The organism is Candidatus Contendobacter odensis Run_B_J11, from assembly GCF_000531125.1.
Classification (GTDB): domain Bacteria; phylum Pseudomonadota; class Gammaproteobacteria; order Competibacterales; family Competibacteraceae; genus Contendibacter; species Contendibacter odensensis.
The window spans coordinates 1-3,227 of record NZ_CBTK010000283.1; the positions used below are offsets into that span (position 1 = coordinate 1).

General features: G+C 47.2%; 4 protein-coding genes. All 4 read left to right on the forward strand.

Annotation, left to right across the window (positions count from 1 at the left end):
- Nucleotides 1-423 precede the first annotated feature (423 nt).
- The 4 genes from BN874_RS25210 (at nucleotide 424) to BN874_RS23910 (ending at nucleotide 3,221) form a co-directional block, all read left to right on the forward strand.
- A complete protein-coding gene (locus BN874_RS25210; RefSeq protein WP_034435651.1) occupies nucleotides 424-663 on the forward strand; it encodes a hypothetical protein in 240 nt (79 codons plus the stop codon).
- Nucleotides 660-947 carry a hypothetical protein gene (locus BN874_RS17845; protein ID WP_034435653.1) on the forward strand — a complete coding sequence of 96 codons (288 nt, stop codon included), beginning with the start codon at nucleotides 660-662 and terminating at the stop codon, nucleotides 945-947. The genes BN874_RS25210 and BN874_RS17845 overlap by 4 nt, the downstream gene beginning before the upstream one ends.
- A gap of 80 nt (nucleotides 948-1,027) precedes the next feature.
- Nucleotides 1,028-2,041, forward strand: a complete 1,014-nt coding sequence (locus BN874_RS17850) for a hypothetical protein (protein WP_034435654.1) — start codon at nucleotides 1,028-1,030, stop codon at nucleotides 2,039-2,041.
- Nucleotides 2,042-2,339: 298 nt separating this feature from the next.
- Nucleotides 2,340-3,221, forward strand: a complete 882-nt coding sequence (locus tag BN874_RS23910) for a transposase (RefSeq protein WP_081756499.1) — start codon at nucleotides 2,340-2,342, stop codon at nucleotides 3,219-3,221.
- The last annotated feature ends 6 nt before the right edge of the window (nucleotides 3,222-3,227 follow it).

Consider the following 3,227-nt stretch of genomic DNA (forward strand, 5'->3'; position numbering starts at 1 on the left):
TTTGGACTTGAAACCCATACCACAAGATATTGTGGCCTCCACGGGAAGTCTCATTGAGCCTCTTCTCGATACGTCCAAAACGCAAGCTATCGAGAATAGAATTTTTATATAGATTGAAAGTTATCCACAGACTTATCCACAACGAAAGGCACATTATGACGTTGAATTTAATATAAAAACTGGTTTTATAAAAATAAAAAACGGGCCTAGCTATAAAAATAAAACTAGCTTAGTTATAAGAATCTGTAGAATAGCCGACATGAAAAAGCCCGCCAGTGGAGGCAGGCTTTGATTGAAGCGGCAACGTGGCGACCCGAACAAGTTGAACCACGAGCCAAAAAATAACCCGGCGCACAAGGCGCGGTTGCGATCATCGTAGATCAAAATGCCCGCCAAGTCGCGCCATAGCCTGAGATTTTTACTATGGTCGCATCTGTAATTCATCACGACCCTGCGGTGATCACACCCACAATCCTTGGCTGTGCCCTTCGTTGCGGGGAAAAAACCATTGGCAACCGGTTGAATGCTGGGCTGATTCCTAAGCCAGACGAGCGACGACATGGCAACATGAAGCTCTGGCGAGTATCGACGATCCAGCAATGGGATCGGAGCATAGCCAACCGAATTTCGGCGATCATCGAAGTGTTGGGGGGGTGGGCATGAGCGCATCATCGCCGCGCACCTATGAAGACATCAAGGCGCTATCAAGTGCTACAGGGCGAAAGATTCCTGATTTACTGGCTATGGCTTGCCAGAACGATCCGTTCTACATCATGCCCGCACAAGCCAAGCAAGCCGCATGGTTCGCTGCACTGTGGACTCAGTTTGACTTACCGGCGGGTGTTCACTTGCGGCGAATCCACTACAAGCTAATCAGCCAAGCCGCCCCGCTGTTTATGGTGGATGGCCGCCCTACCAGAACACAGAAGCCTGCTGGCAATACTTAGGAGGAGCTAGCAAGGCGGCGAGATGCCTTGGACTGGTTGCTGCCGACGCTTTTGAGGATAAGCGCAACCCCGATCCAGTAGTGACCCGCGAATATCACCCGTTCCGCGATCCGTATGTCACTTTTAGCTGGGAACCCCACGGTAATGAAGGATGGAACATCCCAAGGATTGATGCTGATCTAGCCGCTGATCTGGACTGGGATATTCCTAACTTGAAGTGTATTGGGTATCTGCAAGGAGATTGCGGGCAACCGTTTCACCTGGAACTGATCAGCGAAAAATCCACGATGGATGATGTGATCATTCCGCTATGCCGCGATCTGCGAATCAACTACGCGCCCGCAACCGGCTTTCAATCCATCACCGGCGTGGTTGCGATGCTGCAACGCTTACGGCAAGCCAATAAGCCCGGCGTGGTGTTCTATATCAGCGATTTTGATCCGGCCGGTTCTTTTATGCCGCCGAGCGTGGCGCGGCAAATTGAGTTCTGGCGAACCGTCTACGCGCCCGATTTGAATGTTCTGTTACTCCCTATCGTGCTGACGCCCGATCAGGTGCAGCGCTACCAATTGCCCCCTATCCCCATCAAGGAGAGCGACAAGCGGCAAGACAACTTCCTTGCAAAATATGGCGTAGCAGGCGCTACGGAGTTGGATGCGCTGGAAGCACTTCACCCCGGCGAACTGGCGAAAATCATTCACCAAGAAACGCTCCCCTACCGAGATACGACTTATTCCTGCAAAGCCTATGCAGTCTACAAGCGGGCTGATGATGAAGTGGCCGCAAAGTGGCTCGCAGCCACGCACCCCTACCGCTGGAGATTGGAGCGGCTGAAAGAACAGGCCACAGACGTTTTAGACGGCTATCAGGATACGCTTGAGACTTTGCGGCAAGAAATGGATATGGAGTTGAAGCCGATAGCGCGAGAGTTGGAATCTTTACGGCAAGCCGTTAAAGCAGAATGCGAGGAATTTGACCCTGTGCTACCGGATAGGCACGAATCCCCGATAGTGCTCCCCGTCCAGTTCGACGGATTGTTTGACAGTCGGCGCGACTACCTCAAGCAATTGATCCACTACAAGGCCGCCCCATAACCGCCCAACCCACAAATGCAGAACCCGCCGAAGCGGGTTCTGTGATTTTAGATAGTCGGCAAATAGCCAGCTATCGTTGAAGGGTTCGCGCCGTCATCGCGACGGTGATTTGTTTCAAGGCCGGAACTCAGGCCAGTATCGAGCCGGAGACCTAAAGCTCGAATCAAAAGTCAAAATAAGCGTGTGGTAACTCTTATGCGAATTAAGTGCTAGCCAACCATAGTCATTTTTAGATGATTTAGATTGTCAACTCATCGTATAATAGGGGCTTCTCAACACACCTATTATGGTTACGACGATGGATTGGCAAATTCAGTTAATTTCTCTCTATGACATGGTTTGTAAGTATTACCAAGAAAGTCTGTGGGTTTATTGTCAAAGGTTTAGTCCTCATTGTGATCTTTCTTTTACCGATGAAGAAATAATTACGCTATATTTATTTGGAATTATAAATAAACATACACAGATCCTCGCTATATATAATGAGGCCGATCGTCATTTGCGCGATTGGTTTCCTCGGTTACCCTCTTATCCTGGATTTGTACAACGCTTAAATAAGCTGGATATTGTTTTTGCCCCACTGATTGAAATACTCTGTCCTAATGACCCTCTTTTGCGAGACTGGTTAATTGACTCTGCACCCATTATTCTTGCTCAACAAGGACATAGCTTCAAGGCACGGGTCGCACCAGAGTATGCTGACAAAGGTTATTGTGCATCAAAAAAGCTTCATTATTATGGAGTCAAGTTACATATTTTGGGTCAAAGGCAGGAAGGTTCCATACCTTTTCCAGACTATATAGGAATAACTCCAGCAAGTGAAAATGATGGAAAGGTTTTGGAGAATTTACTACCTTTTTTACCTAAAAATTTAGCTTATGGTGACAAAGCTTATAATTATTTAAAGCCTATTGCTTTAGAACAAGAAATTGACCTGCTGACACCTGTTAAGAAAAACAAAGGTCAATTATATTTAGATGTTTCTGATCAATGGTTATCTCGTGCTGTTAGTCAAGTTCGCCAGCCAATTGAATCGCTATTTAATTGGATTAATGAGAAAACAGGTATTGAGAAAGCGAGTAAAGTTCGATCTTCATCAGGCCTGCTAGTACATGTCTTTGGAAGATTGGCTGCTGCAATTTTTATGCTTGTTTTTCCTGAAATTTTTTGTAGCGCTTAATTCGCA